Origin of the sequence: Seongchinamella sediminis (assembly GCF_003457605.1) — a bacterium.
Taxonomy (GTDB): Bacteria; Pseudomonadota; Gammaproteobacteria; order Pseudomonadales; family Halieaceae; genus Halioglobus; species Halioglobus sediminis.
Genome location: NZ_QRAN01000008.1, coordinates 14,587 through 33,316 on the forward strand (window position 1 = coordinate 14,587; position 18,730 = coordinate 33,316).

Sequence of the window (18,730 nt, forward strand, 5' to 3'; positions counted from 1 at the left end):
TGGCCGGCTCAGGGCCGCTGCCGCGCCAGCGGCCAGAAGCAAAAAAACCCGGCGTTCGAGCCGGGTTTTCATGCGCCGGACCTGTTGCCAGGCCCCTGGGGAAGGCCTAACCGCGGCCTGCCCGGTTTTTCATCTTGCGAAGTGTCGCCAGCTGGGCGGCGGCTTCGGCCAGCTGCGCCGAGGCGCGGCCGTAGTCGAATTCGCCGGACTGGTTGGCCAGGGCGTGTTCCGCTTCCCGGCGCGCTTCCTCGGCCGCGGCCTCGTCAACGTCGCCGGCGCGGATCGCGGTGTCAGCGAGGATGGATACCACGCCGGGCTGCACTTCGAGGAAGCCGCCGGACACGTAGAATACCTGCTCGTCGCCGTCCCGGGTCACCACCCGCACCGGGCCGGGGACCAGGTTGGTCAACAGCGGGGCGTGGCCGTAGCTCACACCCAGCTCACCTTCGCCGCCGGTAGCAACCAGCATTTCCACCAGGCCGGAGAAGATCTCCTCTTCGGCGCTCACGATGTCGCAGTGAATTGTCATTGCCATATTCCTGGCCTCTCTATACTACGACTGACTTACAGGTTCTTGGCTTTCTCGACAGCTTCTCCGATGCCGCCAACCATGTAGAAGGCCTGCTCCGGCAGGTGGTCGTACTCACCGGCGAGGATACCCTTGAAGCCTGCGATCGTGTCTTTCAGGGACACGTACTTACCGGGCGAGCCGGTGAATACTTCCGCCACGTGGAAGGGCTGGGACAGGAAGCGCTCGATCTTACGGGCGCGGTCTACTGTCTGCTTGTCTTCCTCGGACAGTTCGTCCATACCCAGGATGGCGATGATGTCCTTCAGCTCCTTGTAGCGCTGCAGCACGTTCTGCACACCGCGGGCGGTGTCGTAGTGCTCGTTGCCGATCAGCAGCGGGTCCAGCTGGCGGGAGGTAGAGTCCAGCGGATCAACCGCGGGGTAAATACCCTTGGCGGCGATGTCCCGGGACAGTACTACGGTCGCGTCAAGGTGGGCGAAGGTGGTTGCCGGCGAGGGGTCGGTCAGGTCGTCCGCCGGTACGTATACCGCCTGGATAGAGGTAATGGAGCCCACCTTGGTAGAGGTAATACGTTCCTGCAGTACACCCATCTCTTCCGCCAGGGTGGGCTGGTAACCTACCGCTGAGGGCATACGACCCAGCAGTGCCGATACCTCGGTGCCCGCCAGGGTGTAACGGTAAATGTTGTCGATGAACAACAGTACGTCACGGCCTTCGTCACGGAACTTCTCGGCCATGGTCAGGCCAGTCAGCGCCACGCGCAGACGGTTACCGGGCGGCTCATTCATCTGGCCGTATACCATGGCCACCTTGGACTCGCTGAAGGTTTCCACGTTTACCACGCCGGATTCCTGCATCTCGTAGTAGAAGTCGTTACCCTCACGGGTACGCTCACCGACACCGGCAAAAACCGACAGACCGGAGTGCTGAATCGCAATGTTATTGATCAGCTCCATCATGTTTACGGTCTTGCCCACACCGGCGCCACCGAACAGGCCGATCTTGCCACCCTTGGCGAAGGGGCACACCAGGTCGATGACCTTGATGCCTGTTTCCAGCAGCTCTTCCGCGGCGGACAGCTCATCATAGGCGGGCGCATCACGGTGAATGGGAGCACGCTCCTTTTCACCGATGGGGCCACATTCGTCGATGGGGTTACCCAGCACGTCCATGATGCGGCCCAGGGTTTCCTGGCCCACCGGCACGGAAATCGGTGCGCCGGTGCTCTCGACTGAAAGACCACGGCTCAGGCCCTCGGAAGAACCCAGTGCAATGGTGCGAACCACACCGTCGCCCAGCTGCTGCTGGACTTCCAGGGTGGTGTCCTTCTCGGTGATCTTCAGTGCATCGTAGACCTGGGGCACGGCATCACGTGGGAATTCCACGTCGATTACCGCGCCGATGATTTGTACGACTCGTCCGCTACTCATGTCCGGATCCTCTATTTCAAAATTCAGTTCTTGCTGGCCGTGGGTAGCACCCGCAGCCGAATTTGCAGCCATCGGCTAGCTGATCGCCGCGGCGCCGCTAACAATCTCAGACAGCTCCTGGGTAATCGCCGCCTGGCGCGCCTTGTTGTAAATCAGCTGCAGGTCATCGATCAGCTCGCCGGCGTTTTCGGTGGCGTTCTTCATCGCCAGCATCCGCGCGGCCTGCTCACAGGCGCCGTTTTCCACTACCGCCTGGTACACCTGGGACTCGATATAGCGGGTCAGCAGGCCTTCCAGCAATTCTTTCGCATCGGGCTCGTAAATGTAGTCCCAGTGATGCTTCATCTCGTCAGACTCTTCCGCTTCCAGGGGCAGCAGCTGCTCCACGGTGGGGGTTTGAGTCATGGTGTTGACGAATTCGTTGCTGACCAGGTACAGGCGATCAATCTTGCCATCAGCGTAGGCATCCAGCATGGCCTTGACGCCGCCGATCAGGTCGGCCAACGAGGGCTCTTCACCCAGGTCGCGCACGGCCGCGGTGACGTTGCCGCCATAGCTGTTGAAAAATGCAGCGGCCTTGGCGCCAACCAGGCTGAGCTCGATCTCAACGCCCTGTTCGTTCCACGCTTTCATCGACTTCACGGTGGTCTTGAACAGGTTGATGTTCAGGCCACCGCAAAGACCACGGTCGGTGGATACAATGATGTAGCCCACTCGCCTGACCTCGCGCTGCTCCATGTACATGTGCTTGTACTCGGGGGCCGCGTTGGCGATATGACCAACAACCGAACGCATGCGGCGGGCGTAGGGCTTGCCCAGCTGCATGCGGTCCTGAGCCCTGCGCATCTTGGAAGCAGCAACCATTTCCATGGCACTGGTGATCTTCTGCGTGCTCTGGATGCTCGAGATCTTGGTGCGGATTTCTTTTCCGGCTGCCATAGTAAATTACCAGGTTTGAGTCGACTTGAACTTCTCGATCGCGGCCTTGAAGCTGCCCTCGATCTCGTCGTTGTAGTCACCGCTCTCGACAATGCTGCTCATCAGGTCGCCGTGCTCGGCATGCATGTAGGACAGCAGCGCGTGTTCGAAATCGCCAATCTTGGCCACCTCAACGTCGTTCAGGTAACCCTCGTTGGCGGCGTACAGCACCAGGCCCATTTCAGCAATGGACTGCGGCGAGTACTGCTTCTGCTTCATCAGCTCGGTTACCCGTTCACCGTGGTCCAGCTGGGCCTTGGTGGCATCGTCCAGGTCAGAAGCGAACTGGGAGAATGCAGCCAGTTCGCGGTACTGCGCCAGCGCGGTACGGACACCGCCGGACAGCTTCTTCATGATCTTGGTCTGGGCTGCACCACCTACCCGCGATACCGAGATACCGGCGTTCATCGCCGGGCGGATACCCGCGTTGAACATATCCGCTTCCAGGAAGATCTGGCCGTCGGTGATGGAGATCACGTTGGTCGGTACGAAGGCGGATACGTCCCCGGCCTGCGTCTCGATGACCGGCAGGGCGGTCAATGAGCCGGTCTGGCCCTTGACTTCACCGTTGGTGAACTTCTCGACGTAGTCGGCGTTAACCCGGGCAGCTCGTTCCAGCAGGCGCGAGTGCAGGTAGAAGACGTCACCGGGATAGGCTTCACGGCCCGGGGGGCGACGCAGCAGCAGGGAGATCTGGCGGTAGGCCCAGGCCTGCTTGGTCAGGTCATCGTAAATGATCAGGGCATCTTCACCGCGGTCGCGGTAGTACTCGCCCATGGTGCAGCCGGCGAAGGGCGCCAGGTACTGCATGGCGGCCGGGTCGGATGCGGTGGCGGCAACCACAATGGTGTGCTCCATGGCGCCGTGCTCTTCCAGCTTGCGCACAACCGCGGCGACGGAAGATGCCTTCTGGCCAACGGCCACGTAGACGCACTTAATGCCGGAACCTTTCTGGTTGATGATGGCGTCAACCGCAATCGCGGTCTTGCCGATCTGGCGGTCGCCGATGATCAGCTCACGCTGGCCGCGGCCGATGGGCACCATGGAGTCAACCGCTTTCAGGCCGATCTGTACCGGCTCGTCGACCGACTGACGGGCGATAACGCCGGGAGCAACTTTCTCCAGGGCATCGGTCATGGAAGCGTTGACGGGGCCTTTACCGTCGATGGGGTTACCCAGGGCGTCTACCACCCGGCCCTGCAGTTCGGGGCCTACGGGTACTTCCAGGATGCGGCCGGTGCAACGGCAGCTCTGGCCTTCCGCCAGGCCCTTGTAATCGCCGAGGATTACCGCACCGACGGAGTCGCGCTCCAGGTTCAGCGCCATACCGTAGATGCCGCCTTCAAATTCAATCATCTCACCGTACATTACGTCGGCGAGACCGTGGATACGAATGATACCGTCGGTTACGGAAACCACGGTGCCTTCGTTGCGAGCTTCCGACGACACATCGAGTGAATCGATGCGCGACTTGATGATCTCGCTAATCTCAGATGGATTCAGTTGCTGCATGCTCTGTTCCTCAATCCTAATGCTAGGAATTCATTGCTTCGGCCAGCTTGTTCAGCCTGCCGCGCACGGAGCCATCGATCACCAGATCACCGGCCCTGATTAATACGCCACCCAGAAGGTCCTGGTCAGTGGAGGTGCTTACCTTCACTTCGCGCTCGAGTTTCCTGCCCAGTACATCCGCCAGCCTGTTTGCGGTCTCTTCGCTCAGGTCGAAGGCGGAGACAACTTCCACGTTTACCGACTTCTCCAGGTTCGACTTCAGCAGTTCGAACTGATCGGCAATGACCGGCAGCAGTGACAGGCGCTTGTTGGAAGCGAGAATACTGATGAAATTCTTCACTTCCTGGCCAGTTGCGTCGCCGCAAACCTCGTTCATGGTTTGCGCCTGCTGTTCATCGGTCAGGGACGGGTTGTCCAGTACCGAGTCCATGCCCTCGTTGGCGGCAACCGCAGCGGCGGTGGCCAACTGTTGTGACCACTGGGCCAGCGCGTTGTGCTCGCGGGCGTACTCGAAAGCGGCCTTGGCGTAAGGGCGTGCCAGTGTGCTTAGTTCAGCCATAGCTCCCTCGCGATTACAGCTCTGAGGCCAGCTTCTCGACCAGCTCGTTATGAGCATCCCGGTCGATAGCGGCACCCAGAACCTTTTCGGCGCCGGCCAGAGACAGTGCGGCCACCTGGCCACGCAGCTGTTCCCGCGCGCGGTTGGTTTCCTGCTCGATCTCTGCCTGTGCAGAGGCCTTCACGCGATCCGCCTCGACAATCGCCGCGTCCTTGGCTTCTTCAACCAGCTGCGCTGCGCGCTTGTTAGCGGCATCGACAATGCCCGCGGCCTCTGCCTTGGCTTCCTTCAGGCGCTCTACCGCCTTCTCCTTCGCCAGTTCCAGGTCGTGGCTCGCGCGGTCGGCGGCGGCCAGGCCATCGGCAATTTTCTTCTCGCGTTCTTCCATGGCGGCCAGGATAGGCGGCCAAACGAACTTCATGCAGAACCACACGAAGCAGACAAACGCGATCATCTGTCCAATAAGCGTAAGATTTATATTCACGCTCTTCTCCTCACAGGTTGTAGGGGGCCAGCCAAAACCACTGCGGCCCCGTTAAACAATATCTCTTATTAACCTGCTACAACGAAGATCAGGTACATCGCGATACCAACACCGATAATGGGAATCGCGTCTACCAGGCCAGCGCCCAGGAAGAAGGTAACCTGCAGTTTGGGAGCCAGTTCAGGCTGGCGGGCAGAGCCTTCGATGAGCTTTCCGCCCAGCAGGCCTACACCGATGGCGGCACCAAGACCACCCAGACCCATCATGATGGCGGCAGCAACGTAGATCAGTTCCATGATTTTCTCCTAGAGTTTAAAGAACCAAGTTGATTGAAAGTTGATTAATGATCCTCATGGGCCATGCTGATATAGACAATCGTCAGCACCATGAAGATAAATGCTTGCAGGGTGATTACCAGGATGTGGAAAATCGCCCAACCCATCTGCAGCAGACCCGCAGGTACCATCCAGGCGATACCGGCACTGAACAGGGCTGCAATCAGAATAAAGATCATCTCACCGGCGTACATGTTACCGAACAGACGCAGGCCGAGGGAGAAGGGCTTGGCCAGCAGGCCAACCACTTCCATGAACAGGTTCACGGGAATAAAGATCCAGTGATTGAAGGGGTTGAGGGTCAACTCCTTTACAAAGCCAAACCCTTTCACCTTGATCGAGTAGTACAGCATCAGGATGAACACGCCCACAGCCATGCCCATGGTGATATTGGGGTCGGTAGAGGGCACAATCTTCTGGTATTCAACGCCCAGCAGCATCAAGGTGTGGGGAATGAGGTCTACCGGAATCAGGTCCATCAGGTTCATCAGGAACACCCAGACAAATATGGTCAGGGACAGCGGTGCCACCAGCTTGTTGTGGCCGTGGAAGGTATCCCTGACGGTGTTGTCGACAAAGCCGACTATCATTTCTACCGCATTGACCAGGCCGCTGGGGACGCCGGCTTCGGCTTTTTTCGCCACCGAGCGGAAGATCCAGCAGAACACGATACCCAGGCCAATCGACCAGAGCATGGAATCCACGTGAATGGCGTTAAAGCCCATGGCCGCGGCCTCGGCACCGCCGTGAGCCATGGTCCAGGTGCCGCCCTCGCCGACAATGCTGCCGTCGTAGCGCTCATAACCGGCAGGCAACTTGCCATAGGTGAGGTTGGTCAGGTGGTGGACAATATATCCGGAGATTGTCAGTTCTTCGCCTGCAGCTGCCATTTATCGGAACTCTTGCGTTTGTCTCTCATTTCACTGGCTGCGGGTCAGCAGCAGCCAGCTACCAATAATCTGTATTGCCAGCATTGCCAGGTAACCGGCAAATACGGCCAGGCCACTGATCGGCCGCACCGTTGCAAAGACAACGGCAAACCCGGCAACACTCAGCAAAAACTTGCCGATTTCCCCAGCGTAGCTGGACCGGGCCACTGCCCTGGCGGATGTCGCCCCCCGCCAGCGAAAGGCAAGCCGGGAGAAATAAGCCTGCGGCACGATGGCAATCAAGCCTCCGGCTGCCAGTGACCAGGCCAACACCTGGTCGTATGCCAATAAAGGAAGGCACAGCAATGTCAGGATCGCCAGTTGAGCCAGAGTGATGCGATGAACAGGAGGACGTGCTATTTCAGCACCGGGCATGTCTGCCTCTCGCTACTCCCCTAACCAATAGCCACACGGGATTCATCCTCGTTCAGGGCGCGCGCATTATAGGGTGATTGAGGGGCGGGTTCAACCGCGCTATCGTCGCTATCGATATTAAAAATAAACGCTTTTAGGGGCAATTTCCCGACACGATGGTCGGCTTATTGCCGCGGTTATTCGCCTGGTGGCTTATATGGTGTACTGATTATTTTCTATCCACCAGATGATGTGGATCAGTGCCAGAGTCACCGCTCCAGCGCCCTTGGTCCCCTCATTCTGTCACTTTCACAGCGGAAATTTTCGCCATCACTGCCGTCATTGCGGCGCACACCGGAATGCATCCATTGGGTGGGGGAAGTGAATTCCGGCATGCCGTGATGAGCGCTACGCGCTCACTTGATGTGCGCAAGAATCCCGTCCAGTTCATCCAGGGAGCTGTAGTTCAGCACCAGCTTGCCCTTACCGCCAGCACCGTGCTGGATCTGCACTTTGGTACCCAGCCGCTGGGACAGGTCGTCCTGCAGGTGGCGAATGTTCGGGTCGATGGTTTTTGCCGGCGCTGGCTTGTCTTTGCTCGCGAGCATGTTGCGCACCAGGGCCTCGGTCTGGCGCACCGACATGCCCTTGCCCACCACCTGGGCGGCGGCGTGGGACTGGTCACCCCCGGTCAAGCCCAGCAATGCCCGGGCATGGCCCATTTCCAGGTCACCGTGTTCAACCAGCCGGCGGACGTCTTCCTGCAGGGTCATCAGTCGCAACAGGTTGGTCACCGTGGACCGGGATTTGCCCACCGCGTTGGCGACTTCCTGCTGGGTGAGGTCAAATTCCTGCTGCAGCCTCTGCAGCGACGCGGCTTCCTCGATAGGGTTGAGGTCCTCCCGCTGGATATTCTCGATCAGGGCCATGGCGATGGCGGCCTCGTCGGGCACATCGCGGATCACCGCCGGAATGGTGTCGAGACCGGCCAGCTGGGTGGCGCGCCAGCGGCGCTCACCGGCGATGATCTCATACTTGCGGTCGGAAACGGGCCGCACCACAATGGGTTGCATGACCCCCTGGGCCTTGATGCTGTCGGCGAGCTCCTGCAGGGATTCGGGCTCCATGTCCCGGCGTGGCTGGTACTTGCCGCGCTGAATCAGGTCCACGGCCAGTGATTTCAGGGTGTTGTCCGGGTCGGCTGCCACCTCCGCCACCGGCGTTTCTGCGGCCTCGGCGGCTGCACTGGCGGTGGCGCTGGCACCCAAGAGGGCATCGAGGCCTCTTCCCAGGGAGCGTTTTTTCGACATCCTCACTCTCCGTTACTCTGCTGCCGGAAGGGGCGCCGCTACGCCCGCCACTGGCGTTCCCGCCGCCTGGGCCAGCTTCTCCTCACGGCGGATGATTTCCCCCGCCAGCGCCATATAGGCCTTGGACCCGCGGGAGAACCGGTCGTAATACATGGCGGGAATACCGTGGCTGGGCGCTTCCGCCAGGCGCACATTGCGCGGCACCACCGTGCGGTATACCTTCTCGCCGAAGTGGCTGTGGAGCTGGTTGGACACCTCGTTGGTAAGGCTGTTGCGGGGGTCATACATGGTGCGCAGTATGCCCTCTATCTGCAGTTGCGGATTCACGGTTTCGGCTATCTGGGAAATGGTGCGCATCAGGTCAGACAGGCCCTCGAGGGCAAAATACTCGCACTGCATGGTAATTATCACGCCGTCCGCCGCCACCAGTGCGTTCAGGGTCAGCATATTCAGTGACGGCGGACAGTCGATCAGCATGTAATCATAGGCTGCGGAGGCTTCCCGCAGCGCCGCCCGCAGCCTGCGCTCCTTGTGTTCCACCTCGATCAGCTCCACTTCGGCGGCTGTCAGGTCGCTGTTTGAGGGCAGCACGTCGAAACCGCTGTCGGCGGCATGTTGCGCCACCTGGCTGACCGGGGCCCGGTTCACCAGCACATCGTAAATACTGCGCTCAACACTGTACTTGTCGATGCCGCTGCCCATGGTGGCATTGCCCTGGGGATCCAGGTCCACCAGCAGCACGCGCTTTTTCATGGCCGCCAGCGAGGCAGCCAGGTTGACACAAGTCGTGGTCTTCCCGACGCCCCCTTTCTGGTTGGCAATTGCGATAATTCTGGCCACAAAATCCCCTGGTCTGTTGTTGGCGCTATCAGTCGCGCAAAGTCATCACCACCAGGTGCCGTTGCTCCCCCAGCCCCGGCACCGCGAGCGGATGCACGGCCTGGATCTGGCAGCAGTCTTCCACGGCGGCAATCTCTGCCTCTGGAAAGGCGCCTTTCATGGCGAGAAAGCGTCCCCCGGGTGCCAGCAGGTGGCGGCAACCGGAGACCATATCCGCCAGCGAGGCGAATGCCCGCGACAGCACTGTGTCGAAGGGACTCTGGTCAAAGGCCTCCACCCGCGCCTGATGAACGGTCATATTATCCAAGCCCAGCGCAGTTTTCACCTGAAACAGGAAACGGGTCTTTTTGCCGTTGCTGTCCAGCAGGTGGAATTCCCGTTCGGGAAACAGGATCGACAGCGGCACGCCCGGCAGGCCGCCGCCGGTGCCTACATCCAGCAGGCGCTGGCCGCTGAGGTGCGCTGCCACAGCCAGGCTGTCGAGCAGGTGCCTGGTGACCATTTGCCGGGGTTCGCGCACCGCGGTCAGGTTATAGGCGCGGTTCCACTTGACCATCAACGCCAGGTAGGTCAGGAGCTGACCCTGTTCTTCCTGCGTACCGACGCCCAGACTGGCACAACCCCGCGCCAGCCTGTCACTCAGCGCTGCGTCCAGGTCAGGCAAGTTTGCGCGCGTCGCTGCCGGCAGCAGCCAGCGCTCCCCGCTTCTTCAGGTAGATCAGCAACAGGGAGACGGCGGCGGGCGTGACCCCGGGAATACGGCCGGCCCGGGCCAGGGTGTCGGGGCGGGCATGGCCCAGCTTCTGCTTCACCTCATTGGACAGGCCATCCACCTGCGCATAGTCGAGATCTGCCGGCAGTCGGGTGTTTTCATAGCGGCGCAGGCGGTCGATTTCGCCCTGCTGGCGCTCGATATAGCCGGCGTACTTGGCCTGGATGGCCACCTGCTCGGCGGCTTCCCGGTCAGGCGTGGGTTCGCCCTTGAGGCTGGCGATATCGGCGTACTCCAGTTCCGGCCGCTTGAGCAGGTCCGCCAGGGAATACTCGCGGGCCAGCGGGCTGGTCAGTTTGCCGGCCAGTTGCCCGGCTTCATCGCTGCCCGGCTGGATCCAGGTGCTGCCCAGGCGCGCCGTCTCGGCGGCAATGGCCTCGCGCTTGTGCTCGAAACGGCGCCAGCGGGCGTCGTCGACCAGGCCCAGCTGGCGACCTTTTTCCGTCAGGCGCAGATCGGCGTTGTCCTCGCGCAGCAGCAGCCGGTGCTCGGCGCGGGAGGTAAACATGCGGTAGGGCTCGATGGTACCCATGGTAATCAGGTCGTCCACCAGCACCCCGATGTAGGCCTCGTCACGGCGTGGGCACCAGGCTTCCTCCCCGCGCGCCGCAAGGGCCGCATTCAGCCCGGCCAGCAGGCCCTGGGCGGCGGCTTCCTCGTAACCGGTAGTGCCGTTGATCTGGCCGGCAAAATACAGGCCCGGCAGCGCCCGGGTCTCCAGCGAGTACTGCAGGTCCCGGGGGTCGAAAAAGTCGTATTCGATGGCGTACCCGGGCCGGGTAATGTGGGCATTTTCGAAACCCTTGATGGAGTGCACCAGGTCGACCTGCACATCGAAGGGCAGGCTGGTGGAGATGCCATTGGGGTACAGCTCCGGGGTGGTGAGGCCCTCGGGCTCGATAAACACCTGGTGGGACGATTTGTCAGCAAAACGGTGGATCTTGTCTTCCACGCTGGGGCAGTAGCGCGGGCCAACGCCCTCGATCACCCCGGAGAACATGGGTGAACGGTCCAGGCTGGCGCGAATAATATCGTGGGTGCGTTCGTTGGTGTGGGTAATCCAGCAGCAGCGCTGTTGCGGGTGCTCGGCAACATCGCCCATAAAGGACATGACCGGCTGCGGCTGGTCGCCCCACTGCTCCTCGAGATCGGAGAAGTCCACGGTGCGGGCATCGATCCGCGGCGGCGTGCCGGTTTTCAGCCGCTCGACCCGGAACGGCAGCTCGCGCAGGCGCTGGGCCAGGGCAATGGAGGGCGGGTCACCGGCACGGCCACCGGCGCTGTTCTCCAGGCCGATATGCAATTTGCCGCCGAGGAAGGTGCCGGTGGTCAATACCACCCGCGGGGCCCGGAAGGTCACGCCCATCTGGGTGATCGCGCCGGCGACGGCCCCGTGCTCGATCAACAGGTCGTCCACCGGCTGCTGGAAAATACTCAGGTTTTCCTGCTGCTCGAGGATCTGGCGGATGGCATTGCGGTACAGCACCCGGTCGGCCTGGGCGCGGGTCGCCCGCACCGCGGGACCCTTGCGCGAATTCAGCACCCGGAACTGGATACCAGCCCGGTCGGTGGCGCGGCCCATAGCGCCGCCCAGCGCGTCCACTTCCTTTACCAGGTGACTCTTGCCAATGCCGCCAATGGCCGGGTTGCAGGACATCTGGCCCAGGGTATCGACACTGTGGGTCAACAACAGCGTCCGGCAGCCCATGCGGGCAGCCGCCAGGCAGGCCTCGGTCCCGGCGTGGCCGCCGCCGATCACGATGACATCGAACTGTTGCTTGAATTCCACCCGGGTCCAACCTCCTGAGTTTGGGGGCGCGATTATACGTGGGCCGCTGCTGGTGTTCAAAAATTGTTCGCCGGTAAAAATGCCGGCCGCACTGCCTTGGACAACGCTTCCGCAGCTCGTATAAAGTGACCCGCGGCGCGATTACCGTTGCGCCGGCCATCATTCACTGATCAAACAAGGGAACTACCACTATGGATTGGCTGCTGACGTTCCTGGCTGCTTTCAACGTTGCCTCTATGTACACCGTATTCAGCTCGCGGGTAAAACCGCGCAAGGCCGTGCCCTGGGGAACCTTTGCCACTGCCCTGCTGGCGACTGAACTGGCCTGGATCTGGCTACCGTTGCAGGCGCTGCTGGCCTGGCTGCTGGCCATCGGCGGCGCCACCGACTCCACCCTCGGCAGCCTGGCAATGCTGGTACTGGTGGTGAGCTGGAGCGGACTCCTCTGGAGCATCTGGAAATCCACCCACGCCCGCGACACGGTAGAGAGCGCGCTGCTGGACGGTCTCGGTTACGGCTATCGCAGCGAGATTCCACCGGCGCGCAGCAGCACCCTGCGGCGTGAGGTCCGCTTTAACGACTGGCGCAGCCCCTTCGCCATGGGTGTACCCGGGGTCGAGGTAGTGCGCAACATTGCCTACGGTCCCCACGGTGTGCGCCAGCAGCTGGATATTTACCGGCCCCGGGTTATTCCCGAGGGGGGTTGTCCGGTGCTGTTCCAGATCCACGGTGGCGCCTGGATGATCGGCGACAAAAAGCGCCAGGCGCTGCCCCTGATGTACCACCTGGCGAGCCGCGGCTGGATCTGCGTGGCGGCCAACTATCGCCTCAGTCCCAGCGTGGCTTTTCCCACCCACCTGCTGGACTGCAAGAAGGCGCTCTGCTGGATTCGGGAAAATGGCGCAGAATATGGTATGGATACCAGCTTCATTGCGGTCACCGGCGGCTCCGCCGGGGGCCATCTCGCCGCGCTGATGGGCTTGACGGCCAATCGTCCCGAACTGCAGCCGGATAACCCGGATACCGACACCTCGCTACAGGCGGCAGTGCCCTTCTACGGTGTTTACGACTTCCTGGTGCGTTACGGCCAGCATCCCAACCGCGCTGTCTACCAGAAATTCCTCAACGGCAAGGTCATGCATGAGACGGTGGCGGACAACCCGGCACTGTGGGACCTGGCCTCCCCGGTTGCCCAGGTGCGCAGCGACGCCCCGCCGTTCATGGTGCTCCACGGCAGCCACGACAGCCTGGCCTCGGTCAGGGACGCGCAGGTATTCGTGGAAAAACTGGCGGACGAATCAGAGCAGCCCGTGGTCTACGTGGAAATGCCGGGCGCCGAACACGCCTGGGAGATCATGCATTCACTGCGCACCGAACACACGGTTGACGGGGTGCACCGCTTTCTGGAGTGGGCGCGGGTCCGGCACCGGGACGGGGCGGGCTAAAGCCGCTGCTCGCACCAGGCCAGCAGGTCCGCCATTACCTGCTCCCGCTCAGGTTCGTTCAGAATCTCGTGGTACAGGTGGGGATAGAGCTTCAACTGCTTGTCCGCGGAGCTCACCGCATCGAACAGGAATTCAGCCCCCGCCGGGGAGGCCATGGAGTCCTGTTCACCGTGCATGATCAGCAGCGGCAGGCTGATTTCCCCGGCCCGCTGCTGGATCTCGTTCATCGCCGTGAACAGGCCGGCAACAAAGCCCGCTGACATCTTGCCGTGATTGACCAGCGGGTCCTCGACGTAGGCTTTAACCACCGCCGGGTCCCGGCTGACGCCGGTGGCATCCAGTTGCAGCACCCCCAGCCGCGGCGCTATCCGGGACAGCAGGCGGATAAGCGCCAGCTGCAGGAATCCCGGCTCCAGGTCGCTCTTGATGGCAGGACCGGACAGCGCGCAGCCGGCAAACTGCTGCTGGTGGCGCAACAGGAAACAGCTGCTGATCAAGCCGCCCATGCTGTGGCCGATGAGGATCATCGGCAAGCCGGGAAACCTCGCCGCCACCTGCTGCCGGAAGCGCTCCAGCGTTTCCAGGTGGTCATCGAAGCTGGCCATGTGGCCATAGTCCCCGTCGGAGCGACCGTGGCCGATATGATCCAGTGCCGCGACCGCATAGGCATTGGCGCAGAACTGTTCGGCCACTGCCGCGTAGCGGCCACTGTGTTCGCCGGCCCCGTGGGCCAGCAGAATGACCGCCCGCGCCTCTTGCCCGGGCAGCCAGTACTGGTAATACACCGAATGCCCGGCGGCGCCCTCCAGCGTTCCTTCCTGATGTTGCACGCTCGCTCCCCGTCCCCGTTCGTTGCGGAATTTGCCAATGTCGTCCCGGGGCTGGCGGGCCCGGGGACGCTGAGGATAAAACATATACCGGACACGGACCATGGTTGCCCGCGTTAAAACCGTTCTGGCGAAGCCTCAGCCAGATGCCGGTTGCGCCAGCGGCGACGGGTTACCAGGGCAGCGGTGCTTGTGCAAGCCGGCGCATTTTGGGTAGCATGCAGGGGCGAGATCAAATAATAAACAGCATGGAGTCAGCAGTATGTCTGGATATCATGTGGTACCCCCCCTGCTCGGGCTGGCCGGCCTGGCCGTCGCTTTCATCATCTATCACATCATGACCCGGCACAATCACGGTGACGGCGTGGTCAAGAAAATTGGCGACCAGATCCATCTTGGCGCCATGGTGTTCATGCAGCGCGAATACAAGATGCTGTCGATTTTCGCCCTGGCCCTGCTGGCGGCAATCTTTATATCGCCGCTGGGCATCAACACCGCCATTGCCTTCCTGGTGGGCGCGCTGTCCTCGGCCATTGCCGGTTTCCTGGGGATGTTTGCCGCCACCAAGGCCAACGTGCGGACCGCCGTCGCTGCCCACAATCACGGCCAGGACGTGGCCCTGGCCATCTCCTTCTACGGCGGCTCCATCATGGGGCTGTGCGTCGCCTCGCTGGGCCTGGTGGGCCTCGGCAGCCTGTACTGGTACTTCGGCGGCGACCCGCACACGGCTCACGCCATTCATGGCTTTGGCATGGGCGCCTCGGTGGTGGCGCTGTTCTCGCGCGTTGGCGGGGGTATCTTTACCAAGAGCGCCGATATCGGCGCTGACCTGGTGGGCAAGGTGGAAGCCGGTATCCCCGAAGACGATCCCCGCAACCCGGGTGTCATCGCCGACAATGTCGGGGACAACGTGGGCGATATTGCCGGTATGGGCTCGGATATCTTTGAATCCTACTGCGGTTCCATGATCGCCTGTATCGCCATCGCCTCCACCATGGCCATATCCGCCGAGGAAAAAGGGGCGATGATGTTCCTGCCCCTGAGCCTGGCGTCGATTGGCCTGCTCGCTTCCCTGGCCGGCATATTTATCGTCCGCGCCCGCAGCAATGCGGCACCGGAAGTGGCACTGAGAACCGGCACTCTCGCCGCCCCGGTGGTTTTTGCCGTCATGGCCTACTTCCTGATCCAGGGCATGGGGCTGGGGATCCAGATCTGGTTCTCGGTGGTGGCCGGTGCCGTCGGCGGTGTCCTGATTGGCCTGATCACCGAGTACTACACCGGCTCCACACCGGTGGTGCGGATTGCCAAAGCGGGTGAAACCGGACCCGCCACCGTCATCATCACCGGCCTGGCGGTGGGCATGCAGTCCGTGGTCCTGCCCATCCTCTTCCTCGCCGCCATCATCTGGGTGTCTACCAGCATGTCGGGCCTGTATGGGGTCGGTATTTCCGCCGTGGGCATGCTGGCGACCGTGGGCATCACCATGGCCATCGATGCCTATGGCCCGGTCGCCGATAACGCCGGCGGCATCGCCGAGATGGCCGGCATGGGGGAGGAGACCCGCAAGATCACCGATGGACTGGATGAGGTCGGCAACACCACCGCCGCCATCGGCAAGGGCTTCGCCATCGGCGCGGCGGCGCTGGCGGCACTGGCGATTATCGCCGCCTTCGTGGAGACGGTGGAAGCCAACAACCCGGGCTTTGCGCTGGAGCTGTCCGACCCCTCGGTGCTGGTGGGTATGTTTATCGGCGGTACCGTGCCGTTCCTGATCGCCTCCATCACCATGACCGCTGTCGGTGAGGCTGCCTTTGACATGATCACCGAAATCCGCCGCCAGTTCCGGGATATCCCCGGCCTGCTGGAGGGTAACGCCGAACCCGACACCGCCCGCTGCGTGGATATCGCCACCGCCGCTGCGCTCAAGAAAATGATCTTGCCCGGGGCTATCGCGGTGGCAACACCGGTACTGGTGGGCTTTGTCCTCGGCGCCACGGCCCTGGGGGGCATGCTGGGTGGCGCCCTGCTCGGCTGCGTGCTGATGGCGCTGATGATGGCCAATGCCGGCGGCGCCTGGGACAATGCCAAGAAGTATGTCGAGAAGGGCAACCTGGGCGGCAAGGGTTCGGAAACCCACGCGGCTGCGGTCGTCGGTGATACGGTAGGCGATCCCTTCAAGGATACATCCGGTCCGTCGATGAACATTCTCATCAACGTCATGGCGATCGTCAGCCTGGTGATCGCCCCCCTGCTGTAAGCCCGTGGCCAGCGGGGCCCGCTGGTCCCGCTGCACATTACTCTCTTCGCTGATCTATAATCCCGCAGCACCCAGGGAGAGAGCTGTGCCTGCATTGAGTTCCTCGGAGAAATCCGAACTGCTGTCAAAGATGTGCCACTACATACCCCACGCCCGGTACCAGGGAATTCACCTGGTCAGCGTGAACCATGAGGAGGTCGAGCTGTGCCTGCCCTACCGGGATGAGCTGGTGGGCAACCCGGATAACGGCGCGGTGCATGGCGGTGCGCTCACGGTGCTGCTTGACCATACCCTGGGCATTGCCAGTATTACCCACGATGAGGTGGGAGCCTGCATAACCCCGACCCTGGACCTGCGTATAGACCACCTTGGCGTGGTTGCGTCCGGGAGGGATATATTTGCCGCGGCAAAAACCTACCGGGTCACCCGGCGTATCGCCTTCGTCGAAGGTCTCGCCTGGGGGGATCGAGGCCCAACTGCAGGACCATGAAATCCTGTTCATTCTGCCCGAGAACCGGAAACTGGTCGGCAATGCCATGTTGCCGGCTATCCATGGCGGCGTTGTCGGGGGGTTCATGGAACAGGCGGCGGCCCTGCACCTGATCGCTAAAATGCCCCAGCCGGTTGTGCCAAAAACCAAAAATTTCTCTCTCGATTACCTGCGGCCCACGCGACTGCGGGATACCTTTGCCCAATGCACCCTTACCCGCCAGGGCCGCCAGGTTGCCAATGTCAGCATCAGCGCCTGGCAGGAAAGCAGGGACACGCCCTGTGCCATTGCCAGGGCGCACTTCCTGATCCCGGAAGCCTGATCTGCGGTTGTAGACAACCACGCTCGCTGGATGCGCAGGGAAATTAAGGCCGGGGTGGTCAGCGCAGAGCACCGCTGGTAATCGGCTGGCGCAGTCGGGAACTGGTCAAGCGACAGGATAGGCGCTGACCCTGGACCTGACCTCCCCGCGTCGGACGGTGAAGTGCGAACGTCCCTGTTCGCGAGCGTGCAATCCTGCACAGCCCTTATTATTGCAAAACCTGGATTCATAATCCATTACAGGCGATTACCACGACCTGCACGTGACAATGTCCTGGACCTGCCCGGGATGGTGGTGGAGCAGTATTAAGTATTGCTTGAATTTTAAATAGTTATACTCAAGAATATTGCCACGTTGCAGCAGCATGATTTTTACAGGAGCCAACCATGCAGTTCACCGACCAGCACAATGAAATCCGCCGTACCGTTTCCCAGTTTGTCGAGAAGGAGATCAACCCCCACGTGGAGGAATGGGAAGAGGCAGGTATTTTTCCGGCACATGAAGTATTCAGGAAAGCCGGCGACCTGGGTCTGCTCGGCATCCATAAGCCTGAGGAATACGGCGGCCTGGGCCTGGACTATAGCTATGCCATGGTCGCCCAGGAGGAATGGGGAGCAGCCAGTCATGGCTCGGTGCCAATGGCCATCGCGGTGCAGACTGACATGGCCACACCCGCCCTGGCCCGGTTTGGCAGCGACGAGCTGAAGCGCGAGTTCCTGGCCCCGGCTATTGCCGGGGATATGGTCACCGCTATCGGGGTCAGCGAACCCCATGCCGGTTCCGATGTGGCGGCAATTAAAACCACTGCCCGCAAGCGCGGTGACGATTACGTGATCAATGGCACCAAGATGTGGATTACCAACTCCACCCAGGCGGATTATATTTGCCTGCTGGCCAATACCTCGGACGACCCCAGGCACCAGAACAAGTCACTGATTATCGTGCCCACCAGTAGCCCCGGGTTCTCCACCTCGGCGCGGCTGAACAAGCTGGGCATGCGCGCGTCCGATACCGCACAGCTGTTTTTTGACGATGTCGTGGTCCCCCGGCGCCACCTGATTGGTGAGGAGGGTATGGGCTTCACCTACCAGATGATGCAGTTCCAGGAAGAGCGGCTGGCGGGCGCGGCGATCACCATCAAGGGCCTGGAAAACTGCATTCGCGCCACCGTGGAGTACACCGGCCAGCGCGAGGCCTTTGGTAAACCGCTGCTGGAAAACCAGATCATCAACACCAAACTGGCGGACATGCAGATGGAGGTAGAATCCCTGCGGGCGATGGTTTACCGCGCCTGCGAAATGTACATCAACGGCGAAGATCCCACCCTGCTGGCGTCCTATGCAAAGTTGAAGGCGGGCAAGCTGACTACCAGCATCCCCACCGAGTGCCTGCAGTTCTGGGGTGGCATGGGCTACATGTGGGACAACCCGGTTAGCCGGGCCATGCGCGATATGCGCCTGACCGCCATCGGCGGTGGCGCCGACGAGGTGATGCTAAGCATCATCGGCAAGCGCATGGGCTTGCTGGCACGCTGATCCGGCCACAAGCAGTATCCCGGGGCCTGG

General features: G+C 61.6%; 19 protein-coding genes. 5 read left to right on the forward strand and 14 right to left on the reverse strand.

Translation table 11 applies throughout. From position 1 onward, the window contains the following. Positions 1–106: 106 nt before the first annotated feature. From DWB85_RS08785 to mnmG, 13 genes are all read right to left on the reverse strand, one after another. Positions 107–535: a F0F1 ATP synthase subunit epsilon gene (locus DWB85_RS08785; RefSeq protein WP_117953851.1), complete on the reverse strand. Its 429-nt coding sequence runs from the start codon at positions 533–535 to the stop codon at positions 107–109. A 29-nt stretch (positions 536–564) separates the two neighbouring features. Beyond that, positions 565–1,962 (reverse strand): F0F1 ATP synthase subunit beta, encoded by a 1,398-nt coding sequence (gene atpD / locus DWB85_RS08790; protein WP_117954028.1) that lies wholly within the window; start codon positions 1,960–1,962, stop codon positions 565–567. 75 nt (positions 1,963–2,037) lie between these two features. Next, on the reverse strand, positions 2,038–2,901 hold the full coding sequence (atpG, locus tag DWB85_RS08795; protein ID WP_117953852.1) for a F0F1 ATP synthase subunit gamma: 864 nt from the start codon (positions 2,899–2,901) through the stop codon (positions 2,038–2,040). A gap of 6 nt (positions 2,902–2,907) precedes the next feature. Further along, positions 2,908–4,452, reverse strand: coding sequence for a F0F1 ATP synthase subunit alpha (atpA, locus tag DWB85_RS08800; protein WP_117953853.1), 1,545 nt, complete (start codon positions 4,450–4,452; stop codon positions 2,908–2,910). 22 nt (positions 4,453–4,474) lie between these two features. Then, on the reverse strand, positions 4,475–5,011 hold the full coding sequence (locus DWB85_RS08805) for a F0F1 ATP synthase subunit delta (protein ID WP_117953854.1): 537 nt from the start codon (positions 5,009–5,011) through the stop codon (positions 4,475–4,477). A 13-nt stretch (positions 5,012–5,024) separates the two neighbouring features. Further along, positions 5,025–5,495, reverse strand: a complete 471-nt coding sequence (locus DWB85_RS08810; RefSeq protein WP_117953855.1) for a F0F1 ATP synthase subunit B — start codon at positions 5,493–5,495, stop codon at positions 5,025–5,027. Positions 5,496–5,563: 68 nt separating this feature from the next. Then, positions 5,564–5,791: a F0F1 ATP synthase subunit C gene (gene atpE / locus DWB85_RS08815; RefSeq protein ID WP_009020576.1), complete on the reverse strand. Its 228-nt coding sequence runs from the start codon at positions 5,789–5,791 to the stop codon at positions 5,564–5,566. Between the two features lie 44 nt (positions 5,792–5,835). Continuing rightward, positions 5,836–6,720, reverse strand: coding sequence for a F0F1 ATP synthase subunit A (gene atpB / locus DWB85_RS08820; RefSeq protein ID WP_117953856.1), 885 nt, complete (start codon positions 6,718–6,720; stop codon positions 5,836–5,838). A gap of 30 nt (positions 6,721–6,750) precedes the next feature. Next, positions 6,751–7,134, reverse strand: coding sequence for an ATP synthase subunit I (locus DWB85_RS08825; RefSeq protein WP_117953857.1), 384 nt, complete (start codon positions 7,132–7,134; stop codon positions 6,751–6,753). Positions 7,135–7,529: 395 nt separating this feature from the next. Beyond that, positions 7,530–8,423: a ParB/RepB/Spo0J family partition protein gene (locus DWB85_RS08830; RefSeq protein ID WP_117953858.1), complete on the reverse strand. Its 894-nt coding sequence runs from the start codon at positions 8,421–8,423 to the stop codon at positions 7,530–7,532. A 12-nt stretch (positions 8,424–8,435) separates the two neighbouring features. Then, entirely contained in the window at positions 8,436–9,263 is an 828-nt protein-coding gene (locus DWB85_RS08835) for a ParA family protein (RefSeq protein WP_117953859.1), read from the reverse strand. A gap of 28 nt (positions 9,264–9,291) precedes the next feature. Continuing rightward, complete coding sequence (rsmG, locus tag DWB85_RS08840; protein WP_239017276.1) at positions 9,292–9,918, reverse strand: 16S rRNA (guanine(527)-N(7))-methyltransferase RsmG; 627 nt, start codon at positions 9,916–9,918, stop codon at positions 9,292–9,294. Between the two features lies 1 nt (position 9,919). Then, positions 9,920–11,824 (reverse strand): tRNA uridine-5-carboxymethylaminomethyl(34) synthesis enzyme MnmG, encoded by a 1,905-nt coding sequence (gene mnmG / locus DWB85_RS08845; protein ID WP_117953861.1) that lies wholly within the window; start codon positions 11,822–11,824, stop codon positions 9,920–9,922. A gap of 191 nt (positions 11,825–12,015) precedes the next feature. Here mnmG and DWB85_RS08850 point away from each other — a divergent pair, with 191 nt between their 5' ends. Next, complete coding sequence (locus tag DWB85_RS08850; RefSeq protein ID WP_117953862.1) at positions 12,016–13,269, forward strand: alpha/beta hydrolase; 1,254 nt, start codon at positions 12,016–12,018, stop codon at positions 13,267–13,269. Here DWB85_RS08850 and DWB85_RS08855 read toward each other — a convergent pair. Then, positions 13,266–14,099, reverse strand: coding sequence for an alpha/beta hydrolase (locus DWB85_RS08855; RefSeq protein WP_117954029.1), 834 nt, complete (start codon positions 14,097–14,099; stop codon positions 13,266–13,268). The two genes, DWB85_RS08850 and DWB85_RS08855, sit on opposite strands and share 4 nt — an antisense overlap. Before the next feature lie 259 nt (positions 14,100–14,358). Here DWB85_RS08855 and DWB85_RS08860 point away from each other — a divergent pair, with 259 nt between their 5' ends. From DWB85_RS08860 to DWB85_RS08875, 4 genes are all read left to right on the forward strand, one after another. Then, positions 14,359–16,353: a sodium-translocating pyrophosphatase gene (locus DWB85_RS08860; RefSeq protein ID WP_117953863.1), complete on the forward strand. Its 1,995-nt coding sequence runs from the start codon at positions 14,359–14,361 to the stop codon at positions 16,351–16,353. Between the two features lie 85 nt (positions 16,354–16,438). Continuing rightward, the gene (locus tag DWB85_RS08865) at positions 16,439–16,843 is read left to right on the forward strand and encodes a PaaI family thioesterase (RefSeq protein ID WP_133300595.1); all 405 of its coding nucleotides are present in this window, start codon (positions 16,439–16,441) and stop codon (positions 16,841–16,843) included. 46 nt (positions 16,844–16,889) lie between these two features. Continuing rightward, positions 16,890–17,165 carry a PaaI family thioesterase gene (locus tag DWB85_RS08870; RefSeq protein WP_117953865.1) on the forward strand — a complete coding sequence of 92 codons (276 nt, stop codon included), beginning with the start codon at positions 16,890–16,892 and terminating at the stop codon, positions 17,163–17,165. A 386-nt stretch (positions 17,166–17,551) separates the two neighbouring features. After that, on the forward strand, positions 17,552–18,700 hold the full coding sequence (locus DWB85_RS08875) for an acyl-CoA dehydrogenase family protein (protein ID WP_117953866.1): 1,149 nt from the start codon (positions 17,552–17,554) through the stop codon (positions 18,698–18,700). Positions 18,701–18,730: the final 30 nt, after the last annotated feature.